Raw genomic sequence first — 19452 nt, forward strand, 5'->3', positions numbered from 1 at the left:
CGACGGTGACGACGGTGAGCCACATCCCCGAGGAGACCACGAGCTTTGTCGGACGGAAAGCGGAGCTGATCAGGCTCGAACACGCCCTCGGGGCGGGCCGGCTGACGACGCTCACCGGCCCCGGCGGGGTCGGCAAGACCCGGCTGGCGGTCCGCGCCGCCGGCCGGGCGGCCGCCCGCTACCGCGACGGCGTCTGGTGGGCCGACCTCGCCCCGCTCCATGACGACGGGCTGCTCATCGCCACCGTCTCCGACGCGGTCGGGCTCAGCGACCACACCCTGCGGATGCCCCTCGACGTGCTGTGCGAGTGGCTCGCCGACAAGGAGCTGCTGCTCGTCCTGGACTCCTGCGAGCATCTGCGCCCCGCCTGCGCCCACCTGCTCGGCGAGATCCTCACCACCGCGCCCGGACTCACCGTGCTCGCCACCAGCAGACAGCCCCTCGACATCAAGGGCGAGCAGCTCGTCGAGGTGGAGCCGCTGTCCGTCGACGGCGCCCCCGACGCCCTGACCCTGTTCCGGGAGCGGGCCGCCGCCGCTGCCCCGGACACCGCCCTGGACGAACCGGCCACCGCAGCGGCGGCCGCCGAGATCTGCCACCGCCTCGAAGGCATCCCGCTCGCCATCGAACTCGCGGCGGCGGGCACCGGCCTGCACACCGTCGAGCAGATCGCGCTGCGCATCGGCTCCCGCCTCGACCTGCTCGCCGACCCCTCGATCCGGCCGCTGCGCCACCGCACCCTGCGCACCACCATCGGCTGGAGCCACGAACTGTGCACGCCGCTGGAACGGCTGCTCTGGGCCCGGCTGACCGTGCTGCGCGGCGACTTCGACGAGGCCCTGGCCCGCACGGTCTGCACCGGGGGACCGCTCACCGACGACGGGGTGCGGACGGCCTTGCGCGGGCTGGTTGCCAAGTCGGTCGTCGCCCACGACGGGGTACGCCACCGCATGCTGGACACCATCCGCGAGTACGGCCGGATGTGGCTGGCCGAACTCGGCGAGGAACGCGCCGCCGCCGACCGGCACGCCGCCTGCTTCCTGCAGCTGGCCCGCAGCGCCCACGCCGGCTGGACCGGCGAGGACCAGATCAGCTGGTACCACCGCATCGCCGACTCGCACGCCGACCTGTGCGCTGCCCTCGACCACCTGCTCGCCCACGACACCGCGGCCGCCCAGGAGATGGCCGGCCGGATCGGCTTCTTCTGGTGCTGCTGCGGCCACCTGCCGCAGACCCGCGGGTACGCCCAGCGAGCCCTCGACGCCGGCCCCTCGCGGGGGCCCCACCGCACCCGCGCCCTGTGGGTGCTCGGCATCTGCGTGATGCTCCAGGGCGACTACCGGGCCGCCGAGCGGGTCGGCGAGGAATGCGTGCGGGCGGCGGCCGAAGACGGGACCGACGAAGGCATCCTGGCCGCCGCCTATCTGCGCGGCCTCACCCACCTGATGACCGGCGACCCGGAGTCGGGCCTGCGCGAGGCCGACCGGGTCCTGCGCGGCACCGAGGCGGGCACACCGCTCGAATCGGCCTACCGGCTGCGCTGCCACCTGATCACCGTCTTCGCCCTCACCGGCCTCGGCAGGCTGGCCGAGGCGGCCGAGGCGGCGGTCGTCCTGCGCGCGGCCTGCGAGGCACAGGACGAGTGCTGGACCCGCAGCTACGTCGACTACCAACTGGCCCTGATCGCGCTGCTGCAGGGCCGCGCCGAGGCGGCCGCCGCACACGCCCGGTCGATGCTCACGTGCAAGCACCGGCTGCGCGACAGCTTCGGCATCGCGCTCGGCCTGGACATCCTGGCCGCCGCAGTGGCCGCCCAGGGCGAGGGCGCCCACGCCGCCCGGGTGTACGGCACCGGACAGGTCTACTGGCGGATGGTCGGCCACCCCCAGCGCGGCACCCCGGAACTCGGCCCGGTGCGGGAGGCCTGCGAACAACAGGCCCGGGCGGCCATCGGAGACGCCGCCTACCAGCGGGCGTTCGACCGGGGGCGGGCGGACAGCGCGGAAGCGGGCCTGGCACTCGCCCTCCACGGCGAGCTGCTCACCTAGGGCCCCGCGGCGGACTGCTCACATAGCGGCCCCGGCTTGTGCGCCCTCCCCGGTCGGGGGAAGGGTAGGGGTGAGCACCCCGCCGTCCCGCTGCCCAGGAGCCCGTCATGCCGCAGATCACCGTCGACTACTCCGCCGAACTCGACGACACTTTCGACCGCGCCGGCTTCGCGGGGGCGCTGCACCCGCTGATCGCCGAGACGGTCACCACGAAGATCGCCGCCTGCAAGACCCGATTCCGCCGGGTCGAGGAGACCGTCGTGGCGGACGCGCCGAGCGGCGACGCGATCGTGCACGTCCACATCGCGCTGCTGCCCGGCCGCACCCCGGAGGTCAGGGCGAAGCTCACCGAGTCCGTACTGGAGCTGCTGGCCGGCCACCTCAGGCCGGCCGCCGGGCTGACCCTCCACCTGTCGGCCGAGACGCGCGACCTCGACGCCTCCTACCGCAAGGGCTGAGCCGGCGGCGTCCCGCTACCGCAGCCGCTGCGGGGGCACGGCCGGCACGGCGGGCGCCAGCGAGGAGAGCCGCACCAGCAGATCTCCGAACGGCCCGTCCGCCGGCTCCTGCGCGAGGACCCGCAGCATGATGCCCGCCATCTCCTCGTTGTACGCGGCACTCACGGCGGTCAGCGCCGCGAAGTCGTGCACCAGCTGCATCTCCAGCTCCGCGCGCGGGATGCGCCGCCCGTCCAGCCAGATCAGGGCCGTCGACTCGGCGAGCGACACCCATGACCGTACGACCAACTCCAGCCGGGCCGGGGGCTCCTCGACCCCCAGGTGCGCCAGGATCTGCTCGCAGGCCGCCTGCCGCACCCCGTCGATCATCGCGTTCGCCGTCGACGACCCCACGGCAGGGCCGCCGCGCATCAGCGCGGCGAAACCCGGGCCGTGTTCTTCGACGAAGCCGAAGAACCGCCCCATCACCCGCAACAGCCGAGCACCCAGCGGGCCTTCGTGCGGCTCCAGGAACCGGGTCGCCAGCTCGTCGGCCGCTCGCCGCAGCGCCGCCTCGTACAGGCTCTGCTTGCCCGGGAAGTAGTGGTAGACCAGCGGCCGCGAGATCCCGGCGGCGGCGGCGATCTCGTCGATCGACACCTCGTCCGGGGACCGGTGACTGAACAACTCCAGCGCGACGCCGATCAACTGCTGTCTGCGCTCCTCGACGCCCATCCTGCGCCGCACCCCGGTCGTCATGAGGAACAGGGTACCGACCGGCACAACCGGGGCGCGGCGCGCGGGTCCACTCCGGCCCGCCTACAGATCCAGCACCAGCCGCGCGCCCCGGCACCGTGACACGCACAGCAGCATCGAGTCGTCCCGCTCCGCGTCCGTCAGGAGATCGTCACGGTGGTCCACCTCGCCCTCCAGGACACGCTGTTGGCACGTCCCGCAGAAGCCCTGCTCGCAGGAGTACGAGACGTGCGGCAGTTCCGCGCGCACGGCTGCCAGCGCGGACTGGCCCGCCGCGACCCGGACCGTGCGGCCCGAGCGGCGCAGCTCCACGTCGAAGGCGGCCGAGCCGGCGGCGTCCGTGGCCGCCGCGGAGAAGCGCTCCAGGTGCAGGGTGCAGCCGGGTGGGAGCGCGGCGGCGACCGCCTCCATCAGGGGCTCCGGGCCGCAGCAGTGGACCGCCGTGCCCGCAGCGGCGTCCGCGAGCGCCGCGGCGACATCCGGATGGCCCGACTCGTCCTGCGGCACGACGGTGACCCGGTCGCCGTCCGCGCCCAGCTTCTCGATCTCCTCCAGGAACGGCATCGTCGCCCGGCTGCGGCCGCCGTACAGCAGCCGCCAGTCCGCTCCGGCGGCGGCGAGTGCGCGCAGCATCGGCAGGACCGGCGTGATCCCGATGCCTCCCGCGACGAAGACGTACGCGGGGGCGTCCGCCAGCGGGAAGCGGTTGCGCGGGCCGCGGACCTCGACCTCCGCGCCCTCGTGCAGCACGGCGTGCACCTCCCGGGAGCCGCCCCGGCCGTCCTCGGCAAGCCGGGTCGCCACCGTGTAGGTGTCCGGGTCGGCCGGGTCACCGCACAGCGAGTACTGGCGGACCAGACCGGACGGCAGCACCAGGTCCAGATGCGCGCCGGGCTGCCAGCGCGGCAGGTCCGGGCCCTTCAGACGGAGCAGCACCACACCGTCGGCGGGCGCGGTCCGTTCCGTGATCAGCAGCCGTCGGCCGGTGGTCGAACGACGCTGCGAACGGCCCGATATGGGCTCGTCGAGCGCCGGCAGTGGCCACAGCGGGGACTTCTCGATGCGCCGGCGCATCGCCCGCTTGGCGAACAGCGCGGCACCGGCGACCACCACGACGGTACGGAGCCGGGGGAGGGGCAGGGGCATCGTCAGCCGGCTTCCGTCGTGCGGGCCTCGGCGGCGACCGCGGCGGGTGAGTGGGCGAGGTAGTCGACCGCCTGCGCCGTGCTGCCCTCCTGCGAGGGGTGGTACGCGCGGCTCAGATAGCGCGGGATGGAACGCAGCATCGAGGGGGTGCTGGGCAGCGTCCCGCGCCTGCCGCTGCTGTAGAACTGCCGGAAGGACGCCTTGCCGTCCAGCAGGCTCGGGTCGTTCTCCATGAAGAACCGGGCGCCGCGCTGCCAGAGGAAGGCCAGTGCGGAGAACGCCGTCGCCCAGGTCCGCACCCGCCGCCGGTATCCGCCGTCGACATGCATGAACACGTCGAAGGCGACCGACCGGTGCTCGACCTCCTCCGCGCCGTGCCAGCGCAGCAGATCCAGCATCGTGGGGTCGGCGCCGCGCCGGTCCAGCTCCTCGGCGTTCAGGATCCAGTCGCCGAGGAAGGCGGTGTAGTGCTCGATCGCCGCGATCGTCGCGACCCGCTCCATCAGCCACCACTTGCGTGCCCGGCCCGGCGGCAGCGTCCGGTCGCCGAGCAGCTTCTCGAAGAGCCAGTCGACCTGGGCCGTGTACGGGGTCGGGTCGAGGCCGAGCTCCTTCAGGTGCGGGAGCACGTCGTCATGCGCCTGCGAGTGCATCGCCTCCTGGCCGATGAACCCGATGACGTCCTCGCGCAGCTGCTCGTCATGGATGTACGGGAGCACCTGGCGGTAGACGTGGATGAACCAGCGTTCCCCGGCCGGGAGCAGCAGATGGAGCACGTTGATGGTGTGGGTCGTGAACGGGTCGCCCGGCACCCAGTGCAGGGGCGTCCTGTCCCAGGCGAAGGTGACCCGGCGGGCCTTGAGCGGGATCCGCTCCGACGCGACCGCCGCTGGCTGCGTGTTAGACATGTTGTCAATGTACTGAGGGGTAGGCCCCGGGAACAGGGGCCTGCGAGGAATTCCTGAGCCCGTGCCCACTCGGGCGGGCTCAGCGCAGCGCCCCGACCCGACTGCCGTCCGCCAGCAGCCCGTTCAGCTGCGCCCGGTCGCCCGCTCTGGCCGGCACCGCGAGCAGCCGCCCCGCGCCCGCCCCGTCACCCCGCCCGACGTCGCCAGCGAGGTGAACTGCTCGCTGCCCGCCGCGAGCACGTACCACCGGCCGCCGCGCGACTTCCACAGCACGCCCGCCAGTACCCGTGGGGTGCGTGCCCCGCACGCCGGCGAGTCCTCGGAGCGCGCCGCGACGGCCCCCGGCGGACGGCTCCCGGGCGGCTGCCCGGACAGCGCCTGGAACTGGGCGAGCACCCGGCTGCCGGTGCCCCGCCAGGTGTCCGCCCGGGTGCACAGCCACTGGGCGGAGCCGTTCCCTCCGGCAGCGGCTGCGTCGCGTACACCCAGGAGTTCACCGACCGCACACCGTGCGAACGCACCGCCGTCAGCAGACAGGCGGTCCGCGCCCAGCTCTCGAACTCCGCCCGCCGCGAGACGTCGTGCGGCTTCGCGGGCGGGCCCGAGGTCAGCCGGGCCGGGGCGAGTTCACCGAGGTCCGTCACCAGCCGGACCGCCGTACCGTCGGCCAGCTCCACGGCGTCCCAGGACCGGCAGCCGCCCGCGGTCGCCGGACTGGTCAGCGCGTCGGTCACCCCGTCCGGGGAGCGGTGCAGCGTGCGCGGCGCACGGCCCGGTGCGAGCAGATCCCGTACCGCCACCCCGCGCACCCACGGCGCCGTCAGATAGCGGACCCGGCCGCCCGCACGGTCCACGACCAGGGCGCCCGCCGACGTCGCGTCCGCCCCGTCGACCCGGGCGAAGTCGAGCGCCGCCCCTTCGGACGGATCGGCGTTGCGGGGCTCCGCGTACCGCACGACGCGCAGCCCGTCATGGAACAGCACGACGGCCGAAGCGCCCACCTCGCCCGCGTACAGCAGCTGCGGAGCACCCATCGGCGGCCCCACCGGGGTGCGCGGCGTCGCCGACGTACGCACTCCGCTGCCGGGCCGCGCCCACACCGTCAGCGCGCGGCGCAGCAGCCCGGTGTCCTCGGTACGGTCGCCGCGCGTGGGCCACACGGTGAAGTCGGTGCGCGGCGAGCCCTTCCAGAGCGTGGCCGCCACCACGCGCAACGCCCCCGGATCCAGCGCCTGCTCGGCGGCCGGATTGCGCGCGTACAGCGGCGCCGACAGCGCTCCGTGCCCCAGGCCGTCCCCCGGCAGGCCCAGCATCCCCCCGCTCACCAGCAGCGCGGCCACGGCCGCCAGTGCGGCCCGGCCGTATCTGCGGCGGCGCTCCAGGTCCGGCGGCCGGGCCTGCAGCGAGCAGGGATCGAACTCGGGCGACGCCAGCAGCGCGTACGGCGCCGTGACCCCGTCCGCCTCCGTCAGCGCCGCGTGCGGGTCCGCCACCCCGGCAGCGGCCAGCTCCCGCCGGACCTCCCCGTCCGCCAGCTCCTCCAGGCCGCGCAGTACGAACGCGGCACGCGCCGGACCGCTGACCTCCGACAGCCGCTTCTCCAAACGGAGTTCCCCGGCCCCACCGGAGTGCGGGAGCAGCCGCAGCCCCCAGACCAGCGGAAGGACCGCGGGCAGCTGGGCACGCCGCGGCAGGCAGCCGAGGCGCAGCGGCAGTCCCGCGGCCAGCGCGCCGCGCAGCACCTGGCGGCGTACGTACGCGTATCCGGGATCGGGCGCCGCCGCTCGGCCGGGACGGCGCGGCAACGGGACGAAGCCGCCGTCCCCGAACCGGCCCTGCGCGCTGCCTGCAGCGACCGCTGGGCCAGGGCATGGGCCGCGAGGACGCGGCGGCAGCGGCTCAGCGAGGGCGGCAGGACCAGATAGCCGAGCCGGACCAGTCGCGGGTAGTGCTCGACGAGCGAGGCATCGGCCGGCTCCGCATCGACCGGCGTGGCGGTTGACGGTACCTCTGGCAGTGGGCGCACATTCAGCAGAACGAGCGAATCGTGCGATGGTCACTCCGGCCGGCCGCACCCGGTACCTGCCACGGCCCGGCGCCCTCCCGCCGCGCGGGACTCGGGCCTTCTGCCGTTCCACCGCCGCGACCGGGCGCGAACCGGCACGATGGCCCGATGGTGACGCAGCGCGGGACGCGAAGGATACCGGGTGTGCGGGGGGCGGCCGCCGTCGTGGCCGGGTGCGTGGGGCTGGCCCTGTTCACGGCATGCACGAGCGGCGGCGACGGGAACGCGATCCCGCCGGCCGCCACCGGCACGCTGGAGGAGCTCGCCGAGAAGGCGCACTGCGAGCCGGAGCTCCAGACGGATGCCCAGGAGCTCCGGCAGGCCAACTGCACCACGGACGACGGACGGTACGTACTGGCCACCTTCGCCACCGACCGTGGCCAGCGGGAGTGGATCAACGAGGCCAACGACTACGGCGGCTCGTACCTGGTCGGCCGCAAGTGGGTGGCCGTCTCGGACGCCGCGGTGATCGCGGCACTGCGCGGCCGGCTCGGGGGGACGGTGGAGACCGCCTCGCCGCACCACTCGGGGAGTGGCGGCAGTGGGGGGAGCGGGGCGAAACACTCCGGTCACCGCGGGAGCTGACCGCGCAGGCATGAGGGGACGGTGTGCCGTCGAGGGGCCCTCAGCGGCACTTGCGTCCGTCGTTGATGCAGCTCACCACCTTCCGCATCAGCTTGTCGTCGAAGACGTTGATGAAGTCACCGTGATCGGTGACGGGCTTGTGCAGCTGCTCCGGGAAGGAGTCGACGGCGAATCCGGGCCCCGGAGGCACGTCGTACACGATGCGCTGGAGCAGTTGCGGAATGGCCCTGAACCCGTCCGCGCACCTCCCGTCGTCCTGCGCGAAGGCCACATGGGTGCGGTGGTTGGCGCTGTCGGTGTTCTGCCCGTCCCAGCAGCTCTGGAAGGCGAAGGAGCGGACGACCTGGCTGCCCTCCGGGCAGATCGGGTACTTGTCCTTGAGCTGGCGGTCCTCGAAGCCGGTGCAGCTCCAGGAGGCGTTGGCATTGGCGTCGCCGTTGGTGAGGGCCTTGGCGTCACCGGTGATGATGCGCAGGAAGCGCGGCATGGCCGTGACCTTCCCGGTGGGATTCCCGGCGAACTTCAGCGTGACCTGGGAGGGGGTCTGGATCTCCCCGATGTTCTGGTCCTTGCCGCCGCCGTCGGCGTCCACGTCGTTCTCCGCCGCACCGTTCTGCAGCCGGAGCACGGGCCAGTAGTACGTGGACCGGTCGCCCTGGTTGCGGCAACTGGTGTCACCGGCCGCGAGGTCGTCGTCACCGGCGAAGGCGTCGGTGGCCTGGTTGCCGACGTAGTCGTGCATGTGGTGGGCGCCGTTGCTCACACCGGGCGCGGCGATCACGTTGTCCGGGTTGAACTTCCCGTTCTCGTTCCGTCCGCACTCGGTGGTGAAAGTGCCGCGCGAGGCACGGCGCAGCCGGGCGGGTTTGTCGACGTTCGGCTGGACGGACTGGATGTCGACGAAGTCGGAGTCCTCAGGACCGTTGCCGACCTGCCCCTGCCCGTCCCCTTGTCCGTCGCCTTGTCCGTCTCCGCCGTTGTCTCCCTGGCCGCCGTCACCGTTCTGTCCGGCGTCCTGTCCGGCATCCTGGCCCTGGTCGCCGTTGCCCCCGGAATCACCGGAACCGTCGCCCGGCCCGTCTCCGGGATCGCCGCCGGACCCCTCGTCCGCGTCGTCGTCGGCGCGCATGCTGCACGGGGCCAGGGAGCCGAGGTCGCGTGGACGGTCGGCGCTGCGCCCGATCGCGGTGGCGATGCGGTCGATGCTGGCGGTACGCCGGGCCTTCAACGGGCCCAGCACCGCGTTCTCGGCGAGATCCGGATCCCGGGCCATCGCCTCCCGGCTGTCGGCGAACTTCCGGTAGGCATCGGTGATCTGGGTATCCATGGCGGCCAGTTCGCGGTCGACCTCCGCCCGCGCCGGATCGGGCACCTCGGGGATCTCGTTGACCACTTCGGGGCAGTCGATGGTGGACGCCTGGCGGGCCGGCTGCCAGTTCCGGCCGTGGGACGGGCCGGCAGAGCCCTCGCCCGCAGAGGCGTGGAAGTTGACCGCGGCCAGCCCACCCCCGCCCAGGATCAATGCGGCCGAGGCGATGATCGCCCGGTTGGCCAGGGTCGAGCGTTTCTTGCGCGATGTGCGTCCCATGGAACTCCTCAGGCTTCGCGGGGGAGAAGCGTGACGTTCCATACGGCCCGGGTGCGCGGCGCGTTCAGCGGGCGAGCGAATTTCTCACCGGCAACTTTCACGCGAACTCCTTCAGTTGCGGGTCCAGCGGCGCTCCCGTCATCCGGTTGGCCAGGGTCGACATGGTGTAGGCGCCGATGCCGAGGACCACTTCCAGCGCGTTGCGGGAGGTGTATCCGTGCGCCAGGAACGACCCGAGCGCGGTGTCGTCGACGCCACCGCTCGTCGCGATCACGGCCAGGGTGAACTCCCTTACCGCCTCCAGCCGTTCATCGGGCAGCGGGTCTCCGCTGCGCAGGGCGGCGATGAGTCCGGGCTCGGCGCCGAGGGCGGTGAGCTTCGCGGTGTGCATCGCCACGCAGATGTGGCAGCTGTTGCGGGTGGCCATCGTCATGATCAGGACCTCACGGGAGAGCGGGTCCAGGGTCGTCGACTCGAAGAGCGCGCTCATCCTCAGGAAGCCGTTGAGCAGCTCCGGGGACGCGGCGAGCCGGGCGACGGCGGCGGGCAGGTGGCCCTGCTTCGCAGCCACGGCCGACATGGCGGAGCGGGCCGCGGCGGGGGCGGATTCGAGGGTGTGGTCGGGGAAGGCGGACACGGACATGGGCGGCCTCTCGCGATAAACTCGACAACGTGATTGACGAAAAGGTAAACCAGGTTGTCGAGTTCTGCAATGGCTGAGGGTGAAGAGGGGGTCTCCTCGGGTGCGAGTGCGGGGGCGGGTGCGGGCTTCGAGCTGCCCCTGCTCCTGTTCGCCGGATTCCGTTCGATCATCGACGAGTTGCACCGTGAGCTGGCCGAGCAGGGCCACCCCGAAGTGCGGCCCGCCTACGGCTACGCGCTCCAGGCGGTGGGCCGCGAAGGCGCGACCGCCAGCGAGATCGGCCGACGGCTGGGAGTCTCGAAGCAGGCGGCCGGCAAGACCGTCGACAGGCTCGAAAGCCTCGGTTACGTCGAGCGTGCCGACGATCCGCAGGACGGCCGCCGCAAGCTGGTCCAGCTGGCCCCGCGGGGGATCGACGTGCTGGTGCGGTCCGCCCAGGGCTTCGACCGGCTGCGGGCCGAATGGGTCCGGGTGCTCGGTGCCGAGCGGGTCCGTGCCATGGAGTCCGACCTGCGCACCATGGTCTCCCCGAACGCCTTCAGGCTCGATGTGGCGAGCTGGTTCAACGGCTGACGCGGATCGGCCGTAGGTCGAGGGTCACTGGATGCCGGACTCCGGATGCCGGGCGCCCCGGGCTCTCGCCCGCGGCTCCGGCGTCCGTCCGGTTCGGGTGGTGAGGGTCAGCAGGCGGAGCCGCCCCCTTCAGCCGGTCGGTGCCGCGATCTGAAGCGACGGCTGCCCGGGTCCGTGACGGCTTGGACTTTACGCACGAGAGATAGGACGTATGTGGCGGGAACCCTTCCCGTGGGCCCCGCCGTGCGGCAACATGCACGCGTCGGCACCCAAGAGATCCGACCACTCGTGGTTGGGAATGGGAGGGAACCATGGCACGACGCACCCATGTGCTCAGCGCGCTCGCACTGGCGGCGGCCGCCGCGCTCATCCCCGTACAGGCCACGGCGCAGCAGTCCGCGCGGCCCGCCGCCCCGTGCGGTGCGCCGGTGAGACCCGCTTCGCAGATGACGGTCGAAGCGTGCGACAGCCCCGACCGGATCATCGAGAAGGCGGCGAACATCGTCCCCACCGCCGGCCAACTGGCCTGGCAGCAGCGGGAGGTCACGGCCTTCACGCACTTCGGGATGAACACCTTCACCGGCCGCGAGTGGGGCTCCGGTACGGAGGACGAGAAGCTCTTCGCGCCCAAGAGCATCGACGCCGACCAGTGGATGCGCGCCTACAAGGCCGCGGGCATCAAGCAGGTCATGCTCACCGTCAAGCACCACGACGGCTTCGTCCTCTATCCGAGCCGCTACACCGACCACTCGGTCGCCCTCAGCCCGGGCAGCCCCGATGTCGTCGCGCTCTATGTGAAGGCCGCCCGTAAGGCGGGCCTCAAGGTCGGCCTCTACCTCTCGCCCTCCGACGGCGCGGAACTCCCGCACGCCTGGCACGCCCAGTGGGTCGAGACGATCCGGGCCAAGCAGGCCGAGGGCAAGCCGCTGAGCCTGCCGGAGCGGATGGCCCTGGAGGACGGCGACCGCGCACCCGCCGGCCAGGGCCGGTTCGGCAACGGCAGTGCCGTCACCGAGCGGACCATCCCCACCCTCGTCCCCGGTGACGACCGTGCCGCCCGGGTGAAGAGCGGCAAGCTGCCCACCTTCAAGGTGAAGGCCGACGACTACGACGCGTACTACCTCAACCAGCTCTACGAGATCTTCACCCAGTACGGTCCGGTGGAGGAGCTCTGGCTGGACGGCGCCAACCCGTGGTCCGGCTCCGGGATCACCCAGAAGTACGACGTCAAGCAGTGGTTCGACATGGTCAAGGCGCTCTCGCCGAACACCGTCGTCTTCCAGGGCCCGCAGGGCGTCCGCTGGGTCGGCAACGAGTCCGGCGTCGCCCGGGAGACCGAGTGGAGCGTCACCCCGCACGTCACCGATCCCTGGACGGGGCTCGGCAGCCTCCCCAACGACTCGACCGAACCCGACATCGGCTCCCGGGCCAAGCTCCTCGACCCGGCCATCAGGTACCTGCAGTGGTACCCGGCCGAGGCCGACGTCTCCAACCGCCCCGGCTGGTTCTACCACCCCGACGAAAAGCCCAAGACGGCAGCGCAGTTGATGGACCTGTACGAGAAGAGCGTCGGCCGCAACGCCTCGCTGCTGCTCAACGTCCCGCCCGCGCCGGACGGCAGGATCGCGGACGGGGACGTGACCTCGCTGACCGCCTTCGGCGCCGATCTGCGCCGGACCTACGGCACCGATGTACGCAAGAAGGGGCCGGGCCCGTACACCTTCGACCGGGTCGCCGTCCGTGAGGACATCCGGCACGGACAGCGGGTGGAGAAGTTCGCCGTGGAGGCCCGGATCGGCGGAACGTGGCGGCGGATCGCGGACGGCACCACCATCGGCCACGAGCGCATCCTGCCGCTGCCCGCGGCCGTCACCGCGTCGGACGTCCGGGTCAAGGTGCTGGAGTCCAGGGCGAAGCCGTACCTGGCCGCCACGACGCTGCACCTCACCACCGCACCGGCCAGGCCCTAACCCCGGTCCAGATACGCGAGTACCGCAAGAACGCGGCGGTTGTCGTCGTCGGAGGGCGGCAGGCCGAGCTTTCCGAAGATGTTCGAGGTGTGCTTGGCCACCGCCCGCTCCGTGATCACCATGTGCGAGGCGATCGCCGCGTTCGAACGGCCCTGTGCCATCTGCTCCATGACCTCGCGCTCGCGCGGGGTCAGCCCGCCCATCGGCTTGTCCTGCGAGCGCCGCGACAGCAGCTGCGAGATCACCTGCGGGTCCATCGCGGTGCCGCCCGCGGCGACCCGGCGCACCGCGTCGATGAACTGGTCGGCGTCGAAGACCCGGTCCTTGAGCAGGTAGCCGATGGCGCCGTTGCCGTCCGCCAGCAACTCACGCGCGTACAACTGCTCGACGTGCTGGGACAGTACGAGCACCGGCAGCCCCGGCCTGGCCCGACGTGCGGCCAGTGCGCACTGCAGCCCCTCATCCGTGTGGGACGGCGGAAGCCGGACGTCGACAACGGCGACGTCCGGCTTCAACTCGGCGAGTGCCCTGGTCAGTTCGGGTCCGGTCTCGACGGCGGCCGCGATCTCGAAGTCGTACGCCTCCAGCATGCGGACCAGGCCGTCGCGCAGCAGGAAGAGATCTTCGGCTAGGACAACTCGCAAGGGATCTCCATGGTCACCATGGTGGGACCGCCCGCGGGGCTGCTGACGGCCATGATGCCGTCGAATGTACCGAGCCGGCGTTCGACTCCGCTCAGGCCCGAGCCCGATCCGGCCTGCGCGCCGCCCTTTCCGTTGTCCGTGACGGAGATCCGCAGATGGCCGTCGGCATCGTGCAGGTCCACCCAGATCCGGTCCGCGCCCGAGTGCTTCGCGGCGTTCGTCAGGAGCTCGCTGACCGCGAAGTAGGCGGCCGACTCGACCGGGGCGTCCGCGCGACCGCTCAGCTCCACGTCCACCTCGGTCCGGATCGGCAGCCGCAGGGCCAGCGCCTTGACCGCGTCCCCGAGCCCGCGCTCGGCGAGGACCGGCGGATGAATGCCCCGCACGAGATCGCGCAGCTCCGTCAGCGCCTCCGCCGACGACTGGCGGGCCATCGCCAGGAGCTTCTTCGCCTGCGCCGGGTCCTTCTCGACGAGTGCCTCGATGGTGCCCAGATTCATGCCCATGGCGACCAGCCTGGCCTGCGCCCCGTCGTGCAGGTCCCGCTCGATGCGCCGCAGCTCCGAGGCGGCCGTGTCGACCGCCTCGTGCCGGGTCTCGGTCAGCCGGTCGACGCGCAGGGCCAGTTCCTGCTCATGGGTGGGAGCCAGCACCGAGCGGGCGAGCACGAAGTGGGCGCGCAGCAGCCGTTCGCTCAGCGCCACACCGACCGCGAAGAACCCCACACCGACCGCGGCGGCGGCGAGAGCCGTCGCCTGGCTGTCGACCGGCACGAACGCGTACCAGTACCGGTCGTCCGTGAAGACCCGCCACAGCCCGGCCGCCAGGACGAACCCCTCCACCGGGTAGATCATCAGCGCCGCCGCGAGGATCGCCACCACGTAGCCGGCCGTCATGTCGACCAGGAGCCACCGGATGTCCCGCCAGGTCGCCGGGTCCTTGAGCATCAGCCCGGTCCGCTCCACCTGGCCGACGAACCCGTCGCGCAGATCCTTCGGGAACGGCCGGTACGGCACCGGGATGCGGACGTCGCACCAGGTGGCCGCCAGCAGCCGGCGCTGGTTGGCGTGCTTGCGGACCGCGGTCAGCGTGTACGGGGTGGCGACCAGGCCGATCCCCAGCGGGATGAACGCGATGGCGAGCACCGTCAGCACGAACAGCGTGACCGAGCCCACGATCGAGGCGAACGACAGCACCAGCCCGCGCCCGGCCGCCAGCAGCGCGGCCCTTATCCGTCCGTTCGGCCTGTTCATATCGGTCCCTCTTCCGTTGCCGGGCACTCGTGGCAGCCCCGGTCCGCACACAGTCTGACCTCTCCGGCAGCCGGGGCGGCAGCCGTTCTGCCACCCGGGTGGGGTGTACCCAGCACCACCCCGTGACCTCGCCCTACGTCGCGCCGAGTGGGGGCCTGCGCGGCTGGGGCGGCGGGCTCGCGGTTCCTAGATTCAAGGGTGTCCAGTCCGACGTACGAAACAGGGGGCGAACACGCCATGAGGCCTAATCTCGCGGCACGCATCGGTGTGTGGAGCGCACACCATCGAAAGACGGCCATTCTCGGCTGGCTGCTCTTCGTCGTGCTCGCCGCGGGCATCGGCGGCGCGTCGGGCATGGTCGAGATGTCCGACGCGGAGAACGGTGCGGGCGACTCCGCCCGCGCCGAGCAGATCCTCTCCGACGCCGGCCTCAGCCACCGGGCGGGCGAGCTGGTCATGGTGTCGTCGGCCCGGCCGGACGGCTGGCGGACCGCGGCGCGGGAGCTGACCGCGGCCCTCGGGAAGACCGGCGAGGTGACCGGCCTCGCGGCGCCGGCCGTCTCCAAGGACGGCAAGGACGCGCTGCTCACGTTCGAGATGAAGGGGGACGCGGCCACCGCGTCCGACCGGGTGCAGCCCGTCCTGGACGCCGTGGCCGGGGTCCAGAAGGAACGGACGGACGTCACGGTCCACCAGTTCGGCGACGCCAGCGCCGGGAAGTGGCTGGGCGACCTGCTCAGCGACGACTTCATGAAGGCCGAGTTCACCGCCGTACCCCTGGCGCTGGGCATTCTGCTGGTCGCCTTCGGCGCCGTGGTCGCGGCCCTGCTGCCCGTCGGGCTCGCGCTGACCGCGTGCATGGCCGCCTTCGGTCTGCTGTCGCTCGCCAGCCACCAGCTGCACCTCTTCCAGACCACGTACTCCGTGATGTTCCTGATGGGCTTCGCCGTCGGCGTCGACTACTGCCTCTTCTACCTGCGGCGCGAGCGGGACGAGCGGGCCGCGGGGCGCGATGCCGAGACGGCGCTGCGGATCGCCGCGGCGACCAGCGGCCGGTCCGTGCTCGTGTCCGGGCTGACCGTCATGGTCGCGATGGCCGGCATGTTCCTGTCCGGACTGATGCTGTTCAAGGGCTTCGCCCTCGCCACGATCATCGTGGTCTTCATCGCCATGATGGGATCCGTGACGGTACTGCCCGCGCTGCTGTCCTGGCTGGGCGACCGGATCGACGCCGGACGGGTGCCGCTGCTGAACCGGCGCGGCAAGCGGGGTACGAAGCAGAGCGGCGGGATCGCCGGCAAGCTGCTGCGGCCCGTCCTGTCCAAGCCGAAGTTCTTCGCCGCCGCCTCCGTCGTCGTCCTGCTCGTGCTGGCCGCGCCCGCCCTCGGCATGAAGACCGAAGAGCTCGGCCTGGAGAAGCAGTTCGGCTCCGGCTCCCAGCTGGCGGTCGCCTACCGGCACATCAGCGACACCTTCCCCGGCGGCCCCGCCCCGGCCCAGGTGGTTGTCGAGGCGGACGACATCCAGGCTCCCGGTGTGCGCAAGGCACTCGACGGCTTCGACAGGGTGACCGTCCACCGGGCGCAGAACGTCGCGGAGATCGAGGTCCCGCTGCCCCACGGCGAGAGCGACCTCACCGAGCTGCGCGCGGAACGGCTGCCGGCCGCCTTCGACGGCACGGGCGCCCGTGCCTATGTGACCGGTGAGGTGGCCGGTTCCACGGACTTCAACGACCAGCTGAAGCGCGGCATCGTGCCCGTCTTCCTCTTCATCACCGCCGTGACCTTCCTGCTGATGCTGTTCTGCTTCCGCTCCTACGTCATCGCGGTGACGGCGATCCTGCTCAACCTGCTCTCGGTGGCCGCCGCGTACGGCGTGATGGTCGCCGTGTTCCAGCACGGCTGGGGTGCCTCGCTGATCGGCTCGGAGGGCGTCGGCGCGATCGAGTCCTGGATGCCGCTGTTCGTCCTCGTCGTCCTGTTCGGACTCTCGATGGACTACCACGTCTTCGTCGTCTCCCGGATCCGCGAGGCCCACGGGCGCGGGCTCGGCACCCGGGCCGCGATCGACGAGGGCATCCGGCGCACGGCGGGTGCGGTGACCGGCGCGGCCGTGATCATGGTGGCGGTGTTCTCGGTCTTCGGAACGCTGTCCATGCAGGACATGCAGCAGATGGGCGTCGGCCTGGCCGTCGCGGTGCTGCTGGACGCGACGATCGTACGGATGGTCCTGCTGCCCTCCGTGATGGCGCTGCTGGGTGAGCGGAACTGGCGGACACCGCGCGGACTGTCCAGGCTGCCGAGCCTGGACCACAGCGAGCCGGAGCCGGAGCCCGGCCCCGCAGCGGCCCCGGTGGGCACGGGCCTGCGCGGCTGAGCCCGGACACCTGGAAGGGGGGTTCCGGTTCCGGTGAGTACCGGAACCGGAACCCCCCTTCCGGGTGTCTCAGGGTGCGCCGCCAGGCGCGAAGAACTCGAAGAGGACGAAAGAGGACGGGATGAGACAGGTGCCGACCCGCTGGACCGTACCGCTGCTCACGACCGCGGCCCTGCTTGCTGCGGCCACGGCATGCACGGACCAGCAGAAGACCCCGGCACCTGTACCGTCCTCCGCGGTCATCGGGCACTGGGCCGGTGACTGCGGAGCCACCCTCGACATCATCGACGGCGGCCACTTCGCCTTCGCCGGCTTCCCGTCGGGGGAGGGGGCGCACGACGAGCGGCGTCTCACCGGGAACGGGCGGTGGTACCTCTACCGAGGTGGGAAGGACGCGCTGCCCCCCTCCCTCGACCTGAAGCACGACAAGGTGCTGCTCTCGCTCTTCTACACGCGCTCGTCCGACGGCGCGGTCACCGCGATGCACTTCGACGAGGAAGACCGGACCTGCACCTTCAGACAGCGGAAGCAGGAGGCGCCGGGTCGGTGACGGAAATGGGCCCCGGTTCCGGTACACACCGGAACCGGGGCCCACTTCCGGGTGTCTCAGGGCGCGTACTTGTAGCCGACGCGCCGCACCGTCTGGATCGAACGGCGGTGCTCGGCGCCCAGCTTGCGGCGCAGCCGGGCGATGTGGACGTCGACGGTGCGGCCGTCGCCCACGTGTCCGTAGCCCCAGACCGTGGTCACCAACTGGTCGCGGGTGTGCACCCGGTGGGGGTGCGCCACCAGATGGGCCAGCAGCTCGAACTCCAGGTAGGTGAGGTCGAGGGTGTTCCCGTTCACCGCGGCGGTGCGCTGGACGGAGTCGATGCGCACGGGCCCGGTCCCCGGGTCCTCCAGCGCCTCCGGCACCACGTACTGGGCGGCCCCGGCGACCGCGGCCGAGAGGGCCGGCTGCTGATCGGCGGGGACGAGCACCAGGTAGCCCACCATCGGCGGGCGGCCCGGCAGCGCCGGCACGGTGTGCTGGGGCGCGGGCAGCCAGGTCGCGCCCGGCGTCAGGAACGCGGACACGTCGGCCGGCTGGAAGACCTCGTCCGGCGCGACGGCCCGCAGCCGGTGCCGGTTGGGGGAGGGCGGACGGGAGGAGGTGGCCGCAGCGGCCGCCGTCGGCGCTGCGGTGGCAGCGGCTGCGGCGGAGAGGATACGAGTGTTCGCCATGGGGGTCAGCTCTTTCGCGCGAGGAGTCGTCTGTGGACGGACTTGCTGCGTGCGCGCGGACCGAAGACCGGGGTGAGCGGCTTTAGAGGGCCAGCGCGTTCAACGCGCGGCAACACACCCGGTCGAAGTCGTGATGCTGACGGGAGGGCCAGAAAGGCTCGAGGTCGCTGCGACCTGTCGAGGGGTGCTGGATGCTGGCCATGCCCCCATTGAACCAGAGACGCGACGCCTTGGCAGTCCTCTCTCACCCGTCGATACGGACCCTTTGCGTTACCTTCCTCACCCGGGGCCGCCCCGGGCCGCCCCGGCCCTCAACCGACCAGCCGTTTCCGCCAGTCCAGGTCCGTCAGTTCGATCGCCTGGTCCGGCGAACCGTCCCACTCCACGGTCAGTCCCGCGTCACCCAGCGCCGCCGCGACCTCGCGCCCCACCGCCGCTGTCGTCTCCGCGGACCCGTCGAACCCGCCGTAGTACAGGGACAGGCCGTGTCCCGCCGCCGCGCCCTCGGTGCCCTGCAGGTGGAAGAAGACGAAGCCCCGCGCGTCGTCCCGTCCGTCCCCGTGGATCTCGCTGAGACCGCACGACCGGCAGCAGGCGAAGTGCTCCCGGGCGGTGATGCCCTGCCCGTCCAGCGCGGCGAAGGCCCGCTCCAGCCGGTCCGCGTCGGTCACGTCCGACCACAGCCGCTGCTCCTCGACGCGCTCCAGCCACAGCCGCTCCACCAGCAGGCGCGCCTGCGCCAGGGTCACCGGATGCACGCCGTCCTTCACCAGGTAGTCCTCGGCGGACTCGGCGAGCTCCGACACGCTGCCGTACCCGCCGCGCAGCAACTCCCGCACGCGCTCCTCCAGCTGGGCGCGGATCCCCGCCTCGATCTCCGGGACCGGCTCCGGCTCGGGCAGGCCGGAGTCCTCCCAGACGACTCCCGCGTCCCAGCCGGACTCCTGGCGGGCCCAGCCCGACATCAGCGCGGCTACCCGCTCGGGCGCGTCGACGACGATGCGCACATGGGTGTCGGGGCCGCCGTCGCGGTGCTCCAGCTCGTACGACCCGGCGCCCTCGTGCCACACCTGGATGAAGGAGCCCGGGATGTCCGGTATCCGCTGCACGACCAGGAAGTGGTCGTCGGGCCCACCGATCCGGTGCACCAGAGCGCTCAGCTCCTGGGCCGAAATGCGGGTGTGGGCCTGCTGGTTCTCGGTCGTCACCTTGATTTCGAGCATGGGACCACCCTGG

At 72.2% G+C, this 19452-nt stretch carries 16 protein-coding genes and 1 pseudogene; 7 read left to right on the forward strand and 10 right to left on the reverse strand.

Going from position 1 to position 19452, the window contains the following annotated elements; all coding sequences use genetic code 11:
* Positions 1–5 precede the first annotated feature (5 nt).
* Together LNW71_RS24115 and LNW71_RS24120 are read left to right on the forward strand one after the other, a co-directional pair.
* A complete protein-coding gene (locus LNW71_RS24115; protein WP_250970140.1) occupies positions 6–2048 on the forward strand; it encodes a regulator in 2043 nt (680 codons plus the stop codon).
* A 107-nt stretch (positions 2049–2155) separates the two neighbouring features.
* Complete coding sequence (locus LNW71_RS24120; protein ID WP_250970141.1) at positions 2156–2506, forward strand: isomerase; 351 nt, start codon at positions 2156–2158, stop codon at positions 2504–2506.
* Positions 2507–2521: 15 nt separating this feature from the next.
* Here LNW71_RS24120 and LNW71_RS24125 read toward each other — a convergent pair whose 3' ends face one another.
* From LNW71_RS24125 to LNW71_RS24140, 4 genes and pseudogenes are all read right to left on the reverse strand, one after another.
* Positions 2522–3244, reverse strand: coding sequence for a TetR/AcrR family transcriptional regulator (locus LNW71_RS24125; RefSeq protein WP_250970142.1), 723 nt, complete (start codon positions 3242–3244; stop codon positions 2522–2524).
* Between the two features lie 60 nt (positions 3245–3304).
* Complete coding sequence (locus LNW71_RS24130; RefSeq protein WP_250972125.1) at positions 3305–4381, reverse strand: PDR/VanB family oxidoreductase; 1077 nt, start codon at positions 4379–4381, stop codon at positions 3305–3307.
* An 8-nt stretch (positions 4382–4389) separates the two neighbouring features.
* Positions 4390–5295, reverse strand: a complete 906-nt coding sequence (locus LNW71_RS24135; protein ID WP_250970143.1) for a metal-dependent hydrolase — start codon at positions 5293–5295, stop codon at positions 4390–4392.
* A 79-nt stretch (positions 5296–5374) separates the two neighbouring features.
* A pseudogene (locus LNW71_RS24140) lies at positions 5375–7321 on the reverse strand (hypothetical protein).
* A gap of 147 nt (positions 7322–7468) precedes the next feature.
* Here LNW71_RS24140 and LNW71_RS24145 point away from each other — a divergent pair.
* On the forward strand, positions 7469–7945 hold the full coding sequence (locus LNW71_RS24145; RefSeq protein ID WP_250970144.1) for a hypothetical protein: 477 nt from the start codon (positions 7469–7471) through the stop codon (positions 7943–7945).
* A gap of 40 nt (positions 7946–7985) precedes the next feature.
* Here the strand turns inward: LNW71_RS24145 and LNW71_RS24150 are convergent, their stop codons facing one another.
* Positions 7986–9533, reverse strand: a complete 1548-nt coding sequence (locus LNW71_RS24150) for a DUF1996 domain-containing protein (RefSeq protein WP_250970145.1) — start codon at positions 9531–9533, stop codon at positions 7986–7988.
* Positions 9534–9630: 97 nt separating this feature from the next.
* Positions 9631–10176, reverse strand: a complete 546-nt coding sequence (locus tag LNW71_RS24155; RefSeq protein WP_250970146.1) for a carboxymuconolactone decarboxylase family protein — start codon at positions 10174–10176, stop codon at positions 9631–9633.
* 69 nt (positions 10177–10245) lie between these two features.
* Here LNW71_RS24155 and LNW71_RS24160 point away from each other — a divergent pair, with 69 nt between their 5' ends.
* Positions 10246–10749 (forward strand): MarR family transcriptional regulator, encoded by a 504-nt coding sequence (locus LNW71_RS24160; protein ID WP_250970147.1) that lies wholly within the window; start codon positions 10246–10248, stop codon positions 10747–10749.
* Positions 10750–11060: 311 nt separating this feature from the next.
* Positions 11061–12719, forward strand: a complete 1659-nt coding sequence (locus tag LNW71_RS24165) for an alpha-L-fucosidase (RefSeq protein WP_250970148.1) — start codon at positions 11061–11063, stop codon at positions 12717–12719.
* On the opposite strand, the gene LNW71_RS24170 is transcribed toward LNW71_RS24165, so the two are convergent.
* Positions 12716–13363, reverse strand: a complete 648-nt coding sequence (locus LNW71_RS24170; protein WP_145763137.1) for a response regulator transcription factor — start codon at positions 13361–13363, stop codon at positions 12716–12718. The genes LNW71_RS24165 and LNW71_RS24170 overlap by 4 nt on opposite strands.
* Complete coding sequence (locus tag LNW71_RS24175; RefSeq protein WP_250970149.1) at positions 13348–14616, reverse strand: sensor domain-containing protein; 1269 nt, start codon at positions 14614–14616, stop codon at positions 13348–13350. The genes LNW71_RS24170 and LNW71_RS24175 overlap by 16 nt, the downstream gene beginning before the upstream one ends.
* Before the next feature lie 237 nt (positions 14617–14853).
* Here LNW71_RS24175 and LNW71_RS24180 point away from each other — a divergent pair, with 237 nt between their 5' ends.
* Together LNW71_RS24180 and LNW71_RS24185 are read left to right on the forward strand one after the other, a co-directional pair.
* A complete protein-coding gene (locus LNW71_RS24180) occupies positions 14854–16992 on the forward strand; it encodes an MMPL family transporter (protein WP_250970150.1) in 2139 nt (712 codons plus the stop codon).
* 121 nt (positions 16993–17113) lie between these two features.
* Positions 17114–17542 carry a hypothetical protein gene (locus LNW71_RS24185; protein WP_250970151.1) on the forward strand — a complete coding sequence of 143 codons (429 nt, stop codon included), beginning with the start codon at positions 17114–17116 and terminating at the stop codon, positions 17540–17542.
* A gap of 56 nt (positions 17543–17598) precedes the next feature.
* Here the strand turns inward: LNW71_RS24185 and LNW71_RS24190 are convergent, their stop codons facing one another.
* Entirely contained in the window at positions 17599–18216 is a 618-nt protein-coding gene (locus tag LNW71_RS24190) for a winged helix-turn-helix domain-containing protein (RefSeq protein ID WP_250970152.1), read from the reverse strand.
* 311 nt (positions 18217–18527) lie between these two features.
* Positions 18528–19439, reverse strand: a complete 912-nt coding sequence (locus tag LNW71_RS24195; RefSeq protein WP_250970153.1) for a hypothetical protein — start codon at positions 19437–19439, stop codon at positions 18528–18530.
* Positions 19440–19452 lie beyond the last annotated feature (13 nt).

Origin of the sequence: Streptomyces sp. RKAG290, assembly GCF_023701695.1 — a bacterium.
Lineage (GTDB): Bacteria > Actinomycetota > Actinomycetes > Streptomycetales > Streptomycetaceae > Streptomyces.

What these genes read in the sequence shown, in the direction of transcription:
- LNW71_RS24180 (WP_250970150.1), top strand. Translation starts at nt 14,854, where the DNA reads ATGAGGCCTAATCTCGCGGCACGCATCGGTGTGTGGAGCGCACACCAT.
- LNW71_RS24120 (WP_250970141.1), top strand. Translation starts at nt 2,156, where the DNA reads ATGCCGCAGATCACCGTCGACTACTCCGCCGAACTCGACGACACTTTC.
- LNW71_RS24135 (WP_250970143.1), bottom strand. Translation starts at nt 5,295, where the DNA reads ATGTCTAACACGCAGCCAGCGGCGGTCGCGTCGGAGCGGATCCCGCTC.
- LNW71_RS24160 (WP_250970147.1), top strand. Translation starts at nt 10,246, where the DNA reads ATGGCTGAGGGTGAAGAGGGGGTCTCCTCGGGTGCGAGTGCGGGGGCG.
- LNW71_RS24185 (WP_250970151.1), top strand. Translation starts at nt 17,114, where the DNA reads ATGAGACAGGTGCCGACCCGCTGGACCGTACCGCTGCTCACGACCGCG.
- LNW71_RS24190 (WP_250970152.1), bottom strand. Translation starts at nt 18,216, where the DNA reads ATGGCGAACACTCGTATCCTCTCCGCCGCAGCCGCTGCCACCGCAGCG.
- LNW71_RS24195 (WP_250970153.1), bottom strand. Translation starts at nt 19,439, where the DNA reads ATGCTCGAAATCAAGGTGACGACCGAGAACCAGCAGGCCCACACCCGC.
- LNW71_RS24125 (WP_250970142.1), bottom strand. Translation starts at nt 3,244, where the DNA reads ATGACGACCGGGGTGCGGCGCAGGATGGGCGTCGAGGAGCGCAGACAG.
- LNW71_RS24175 (WP_250970149.1), bottom strand. Translation starts at nt 14,616, where the DNA reads ATGAACAGGCCGAACGGACGGATAAGGGCCGCGCTGCTGGCGGCCGGG.
- LNW71_RS24150 (WP_250970145.1), bottom strand. Translation starts at nt 9,533, where the DNA reads ATGGGACGCACATCGCGCAAGAAACGCTCGACCCTGGCCAACCGGGCG.
- LNW71_RS24145 (WP_250970144.1), top strand. Translation starts at nt 7,469, where the DNA reads ATGGTGACGCAGCGCGGGACGCGAAGGATACCGGGTGTGCGGGGGGCG.
- LNW71_RS24155 (WP_250970146.1), bottom strand. Translation starts at nt 10,176, where the DNA reads ATGTCCGTGTCCGCCTTCCCCGACCACACCCTCGAATCCGCCCCCGCC.
- LNW71_RS24165 (WP_250970148.1), top strand. Translation starts at nt 11,061, where the DNA reads ATGGCACGACGCACCCATGTGCTCAGCGCGCTCGCACTGGCGGCGGCC.